The organism is Negativicutes bacterium, assembly GCA_021372785.1.
Taxonomy (GTDB): domain Bacteria; phylum Bacillota; class JAAYKD01; order JAAYKD01; family JAAYKD01; genus JAJFTT01.
Genome location: JAJFTT010000015.1, coordinates 1 through 6322, shown reverse-complemented (window position 1 = coordinate 6322; position 6322 = coordinate 1). Strand labels below are relative to the sequence as shown.

The 6322-nt window shown below is 52.7% G+C and carries 7 protein-coding genes and 1 tRNA gene; 7 read left to right on the top strand and 1 reads right to left on the bottom strand.

The window, feature by feature from the left end:
* The 3 genes from LLG09_02150 to LLG09_02140 all read left to right on the top strand — a co-directional run.
* Window positions 1-407: phosphatidylserine decarboxylase (locus tag LLG09_02150; GenBank protein ID MCE5195920.1), on the top strand; the 407-nt coding region annotated here is incomplete at its 5' end.
* 93 nt (window positions 408-500) lie between these two features.
* On the top strand, window positions 501-1685 hold the full coding sequence (locus tag LLG09_02145) for a PatB family C-S lyase (GenBank protein ID MCE5195919.1): 1185 nt from the start codon (window positions 501-503) through the stop codon (window positions 1683-1685).
* 60 nt (window positions 1686-1745) lie between these two features.
* The gene (locus LLG09_02140) at window positions 1746-2366 is read left to right on the top strand and encodes an NUDIX hydrolase (protein MCE5195918.1); all 621 of its coding nucleotides are present in this window, start codon (window positions 1746-1748) and stop codon (window positions 2364-2366) included.
* On the opposite strand, the gene LLG09_02135 is transcribed toward LLG09_02140, so the two are convergent.
* A complete protein-coding gene (locus LLG09_02135; GenBank protein ID MCE5195917.1) occupies window positions 2333-3082 on the bottom strand; it encodes a 3'-5' exonuclease in 750 nt (249 codons plus the stop codon). The two genes, LLG09_02140 and LLG09_02135, sit on opposite strands and share 34 nt — an antisense overlap.
* A 284-nt stretch (window positions 3083-3366) precedes the next feature.
* Here LLG09_02135 and LLG09_02130 point away from each other — a divergent pair, with 284 nt between their 5' ends.
* The 4 genes from LLG09_02130 to LLG09_02115 form a co-directional block, all read left to right on the top strand.
* The gene (locus LLG09_02130) at window positions 3367-3837 is read left to right on the top strand and encodes a QueT transporter family protein (GenBank protein MCE5195916.1); all 471 of its coding nucleotides are present in this window, start codon (window positions 3367-3369) and stop codon (window positions 3835-3837) included.
* Between the two features lie 101 nt (window positions 3838-3938).
* Window positions 3939-5090: a beta-aspartyl-peptidase gene (gene iadA / locus LLG09_02125; protein ID MCE5195915.1), complete on the top strand. Its 1152-nt coding sequence runs from the start codon at window positions 3939-3941 to the stop codon at window positions 5088-5090.
* A 106-nt stretch (window positions 5091-5196) separates the two neighbouring features.
* Window positions 5197-5271: transfer RNA gene (locus LLG09_02120), tRNA-Asn, on the top strand.
* Between the two features lie 75 nt (window positions 5272-5346).
* Window positions 5347-6322 (top strand): hypothetical protein (locus tag LLG09_02115; protein ID MCE5195914.1); only part of this gene is annotated, 976 nt, incomplete at its 3' end.

Sequence of the window (6322 nt, the reverse complement as noted above, 5' to 3'; positions counted from 1 at the left end):
TTGACTGCGAAATAGCACAAACCTGCCGGATCGACGGCTCAAGATACCCGGTCAATCGCTTCAGCCGGCAGAGAATTGAGAGTCTTTACTGCCGGAACGCCAGAGAAATTGCCTATCTGCAGAGCGCTGCCGGTACTGCCGCGCTGATTATGGTTGGTTCCTGCCAGGTTGGTTCGGTTCGCATGGTGGTCGATGACGCAAAACCAAAGCAAACAGGGAAAAGCATGGAGCCCAGGCGGTTCGCTGCCCAACATTTTGACAAAGGTCAAGAGATCGGTTGGTTTGACTTCGGTTCCACGGTGATCCTGCTCTTTGAGCCGGGTATGATCACTTTTACTGACAGTCTGAAAATCGGCGATGAAATTCGGATGGGAGAAAAGGTAGGGCAATTCACGGTTTTACGCTGAATCTTGTCACTTCTTTGATCAGGCAGGAAGATTAACCTGCTTTGAAGTAAACAGTGCGGGATTCAGTTTATTTTATGAGCGGAGGTTCCTGTTATGAAATACGATTTTAATCAGTTTTTAGATCGTCGTCCCTGGAATTCCTCAAAATGGAATAAGAACAGCCGGCCTTATCAAAAGGGAGATTTGCTGCCGATGCCGGTGGCCGACAGTGATTTTGCTACCTGCCAGCCTGCCATCGACGCTTTGAAAGCCTATGTTGAACACGGCGCTTACGGTTACAGCACGGACAGAAAAAGCCTGATCCCGGCCATACAAAACTGGCTCAGCAGCCGCTTTGGCTGGCAGGTGGAAGCCGACTGGATTGATTTTAACAGCGGCGTGATGGATGGCTGCTTCAGCGCTTTGTCGGTGATGACCAAGCCCGGCGATTCCGTGATTCTTCAGAATCCGGTTTATCCGCCTTTTTATTCCAATACCAAAAACAGCGGCTGCAATATTGTTTTGAATCCACTCAAGTTTAACGGTGAACGCTATGAAATGGATTTTGAACAGCTGCAGAGCCTGTTCCAGACTGCTCAGCCCAAACCAAAAGTATTTTTACTCTGCTCTCCGCATAATGCGACCGGCCGCGTCTGGTCTTTAGAGGAGCTGCAGAAGCTGACTTCAATTCTGCTGGAACACGATTGTTATTTAATCTCTGATGAGATTCACTTTGACATTCTCCGCAGCGGTGTGAAACATCATACTGTCGGCACTTTGGGTCCGGAAATTGAACAGCGCATGGCAGTCATGTTTGCCGGTTCCAAAACCTTCAATCTGGCTGGCTTGCGGACTTCTTACATTGTGATTCCCAATGCGGAACTCAGAGAGAAATATAAAAAATTCCGCATCGGCCGTGCCGGCGGCAACTACATGGGGAAACTTGCTCTGGAAGCTTGTTATACCGATGGTGTGGAATGGCTGGATCAAATGAATGCGCACATCGACGCCAATCTGGCCTACATGGTCCAGGCAATCAATAGCCGCTGCGCTCCGCTCCGATGCGTGCTGCCGGAAGGTACCTATCTCTTATGGGTCGACTGCCGTGGCTTAAAAAAGAGTCAGCCGGAATTAATGGAATGGCTGCTGCAAGATCTGCAGTTGGTCTTTAACGACGGCACTACCTTTGGCGAGGGCGGCGAAGGCTTTATTCGGGTCAATGTAGCCTGTCCCCGGCAGTTGGTGGAAGAAGCGGTAGAGCGTTTGGAAAGCGGCATCCAAAAACTAAATTTGAAATAAGCATAAAAAAGAGGTTGCTGTCCCTTTTGATGACAGCTTCTTTTCAGCCGGGAGGAGAAAATGGATTCACTGAATTGCACAGTCTTAGCAACTAAGACGCAGCTGCGGACAGCGATTTTTCGCGTGGAACAGAAAACGGTCGAGGATGCCCGGGGACATCGCTACGAGCGGTCTGTCGTCGAAAAAGGACCGGCAGTGGTTCTGATTCCAATCGATGCCGCGGGCAACGTCCTGTTGGTCAGACAATGGCGCGCCGGAACGGAACAGATTATGCTGGAATTGCCTGCCGGTGTGATGGAAGCAGGTGAATTGCCGCAAACGGCAGCCCAGCGGGAAATCAGGGAAGAGACCGGTCTGCGCAGCGCTAATTTGCTGCTGTTGGCCGCAAGTTATGTCTCGCCCGGCTATAGCAGCGAACGTTTTTATTTCTTTCTGGCGCGCGAATTGACTGCCGATCCGCTGCCCTGCGATGAAGATGAGATCCTGGATCTGGTCAAACTGCCGCTTGCCGCGGCCCGGCAAAATCCGGCGATCCGTCAGGACAGCAAGACCTGGCTGGGTATTCTGGCAGCCTGGGATTATCTGACAAACGCCGAAGGCGGACGTGGAAGACGACTGCCGGGCCGTGTTTTCAAAAGATCGCCGTCCTATGTTCCCATCAGGCGGCAGAGGAAACCCTGAATCATGATTTCCTGCGGCTGCTCAGTCTGCGGCGGCTGCTCGATCCCCCAGCAGCGCTGCTCTTGATACCAGCGAAAACCCGCCGCTTTCAGCTGTGCGCGAATCTGATAAGTATTCGGTTCCACTACTTTATACAATTTGAGCGGTGCGGTGGTAGTGCCTTTGGCATACTGCCGCAGCAGGCGAATTACAATTTCCGCCGTCGCGTGACAGTCCGAAAGAGCCCGATGCGCCTGCTCATTGACGATGTTAAAGTAAGCGCAGAGGGCGCTGACGCTGTAATGCGGCTGAGCAGGCAGCAACAGCTGAGCCAGGGCCATCGAATCGAAGAGCGCATTCGGCAGGGGATAACCCAGGGCGCTTTGAATAAAAGTGAAGTCGAAATTGGCATTGTGCGCCACCAACGGCAGATCGCCGATATAGAATTCAAATCTGGCCAAAGCATCTGCCGGTGAAAAAGCGGATTCCACATCTTCATTGCGAATTCCGTGGATGGCGATCACTTCCTCTGACATGGGTTGGGAAGGCCGCAGCAGGACACTGAAATCTCCGATGATCCTCGCATCGGATACAATGCTGCAGGCCAGTTCCACGATCTCTGCCCTGGCAGGATCCAGACCGCTGGTTTCGATATCGACAAGGCAGTACTGCTTGTATTGAGCCAGCAGCAGCGGATTTTTGATTTGATTTTTCGCGGGATACAGCAAAATAATCACCACAATTTTCTTATTTTTTTTTGATTTTCGACAGAACAAACAACGAATCCTTTGTTCAGCTGATTGATTTGCCGGAAATCCGTATCAATCCGTCAACAGCGAAAACTCCGGTTGTAGTGCGGCAGCTATTCTGCTATACTGGCTGAAACAAGGCTGAAATGCCTTCATACCGGCAGTTCGAAATCCGCCTGCCGTAAAACAAAACTATGGACCGCTGTGTGAAAGCACGAAAAGGGGCCATTGGCCTCTTTTTTCGTGTACATAGCAGAAAGGTGTGTTATTCTGTGAAAACTTCTCTGCGTTCGCTTGTCTTAACGGCTATGATTGCCGCTTTGTATGCCGTGACGGCGCTGGCGCTGCAGCCGCTCTCCTTCGGTCCGCTGCAGTTCCGCGCCTCGGAGGCGCTGACCCTGCTGCCGATTCTGCTGCCGGAAGGTGTGGTTGGCGTCAGCCTGGGCTGCTTTTTAGCCAACCTTACCAGCCCGTTTGGCGCCTGGGACTGGGTATTGGGCACATTCGCTACGCTCCTGGCAGCGCTGGGCAGCCGTTACTTCCGTAAACATTTTTGGCTGGCTGCCGCCATGCCGGTGCTGTTCAACGGGTTGATTGTGGCCGCTTATCTTGCTTATCTGAATGATTTACCCTATTGGAGCACGGCTCTTTATATTGCCGTGTCTGAAACCGGGGTGGTGCTGCTGCTCGGCATGCCTTTGATCACAGCCATACGGCGCTATCTCGAAAAGCGAAGGCATTGAAGTATCCCCGGGTTTTGAAAAACATTTTTGCAGGAATCTCAGGGCAAAAAAGCGAACCATTTTCAGTATAAGAAGAATCGCATGGGAAGGAAGTTCAAAAGATGTTAAAAGTGCTTCAGCAGGCTCATATTTACGCGCCGGAAGATCTTGGTATCCGGGATCTTCTGATTGCCGACGGCCGCATTGCGCATATTGCTCCGCATATTCCAATTCCGCAGGGACTGGGACAAGTAGAAGTGGTGGATTGTCAGAATTTGCTTCTGATGCCCGGTTTGATCGATGCTCATGTCCATATTTTAGGCGGCGGCGGTGAAGGCGGTCCGGCCACCCGCACACCGGAGATTACACTGTCGCAGATTACGCGCTACGGTGTGACCACAATTGTCGGTGTGTTGGGCACCGACGGCACCACACGTTCGGTAGAATCTCTGATTACCAAAGCGAAAGCATTGGAGACGGAGGGGATTACCACCTTCTGTTATACCGGTTCCTACGAAATTCCTTCTCCCACCATCACCAGGAATGTGCGGGATGATGTGATTTTGCTGGAGAAAGTGATCGGGGTAAAAGTGGCGATTTCCGATCACCGTTCGGCGCATCCTACGCTGGATGAACTGGGCCGCCTGGCCATGGAAGCCCGTGTCGGCGGTTTAATCGGCGGCAAAGCCGGCATCACCCATCTGCATGTCGGTCCGGGGCAAGCCGGTATCCAACCTCTCTTTGATCTTTTGCAGGTTTGCGATCTGCCGATACAGAATCTGCTGCCTACTCATATGGCGCGCAGCCGCATGCTCCTGGATCAAGGCGTGCGTTTCACCAAAATGGGTGGTCACATAGATATTACCGCCGGCGACAAGGCGCTGGAAGCGGTGCAGTACGTCCTCTCGGCAGGCGCTCCGCTTGATAAAATTACCATCAGCTCGGACGGCAACGGTTCGATGCCGCGCTTCGATGCGCAGAACAATTATATCGGCCTCGGCGTGGGTTCCGTCGGCACTGTTTATGAAAACTTCCAAGCATTCGTCGCGGCCGGCATGACACTGACGCAGGCGCTGCACTTTTTTGGCGTCAACCAGGCTGCTTTCTTTGGGCTGAGCGGCAGGAAAGGTTGTGTCGCCGTCGCAGCCGACGCCGATCTGCTGATAACCGATCAGCAGCTGAACATCCGGCAGGTTTGGGCAAAAGGCCGCTGTCTGGTCGATCAGGGACAACCGGTTGTCTGGGGTACCTTTGAACAGCCAGACAGAGCATAGGTCATCTATCGCAAAGACAAACGGCGAAAGAAACCTGTCAGAAAAGACAGTGCGATTGCGTTGACAAGCGGTTCTTCGTCTGCTAAAATGAAGGTGTTCTTGACATTCCACAATAGCTCAACGGTAGAGCAATCGGCTGTTAACCGATAGGTTGTAGGTTCGAATCCTACTTGTGGAGCCAGTTAATGCTGCGCCGCGTATCTTTTTACGCGGCGTTTTTTCACATTCACACCGCAGGGAAGAGAGGTGAAGCCGCATGGAATATCTCAAAGCAGAACCGTATCAGGGGCAGCCGCATGATTATGCAGCTGCCGTGCCCTGTTGGAAGTTGGTCTTTCCGGCGGCAGGCAGAGAAGAAGCGGTCATTCACCAGGTAGCCTATCTTGCCGGTTTGCACAGTCAGATCGCCGCCTGGTTCATTCACGAAAAAACGCGGGCGGGTGACATGGTCTGCGATGTCTTTGCCGGGCGCGGCAGCACAGGCATCGAGGCGGCGCGCCAGGGCCGCAGCTTTATTTTGAATGACTTAAATCCCCTGATGCCAATCTTAGCCGAAGCGCGGCTGGAACCGCCTGATTTACAGGCGATTGAGCAACGGCTGCGCGAAATTCCCTTTGATACCCCTGTGTTGATCGAGGAAGCGGCAAGACAGGACCTGCTCGCCTATTTTTCTCCTCAAATTTTACGGCAGCTGCTCTCCCTGCGGCAATATCTCCTGACGCGGCAGCAGACAGGTGACTTTGATTCCATCGATCGCTGGCTGCGCTTTATCCTGACCGAACGTCTGCTTGGCAGCGATGCGCACTATTTTTCTTTTCCGACTTTGCCTGTCGGTTATGCAACACGGCCGGAGCAGCAAAAAAGGCTCAATCAAAAGAATCAAATCGATTACAACCGGGAACTGCAGATTGCCGGTCTGCTCCGTCAGCGCAGTGCGTTTTACTTACAAGACAAGCCGGCGCCCAACACAGTGACCGGGCGATATCTGGTGGCCGACGCCGCCCATTTGGCAGTCATTCCGGATCTCAGTGTGGATTTGCAATTCACCTCGCCGCCCTTTCTGAATACTCTGCAGTATGTCGATGAAAACTGGCTGCGCTTATGGCTGAACGGCTTTTCGGAAGAAGACTTTGCGGCGCGGCTGCCCCGTCTGTATACCATGCCGGACTGGTCCGCTTATATGACGCAAGTTTTACGGGAACAGCGGCGGTTTTGCAAAGCAGGCGCGCGTA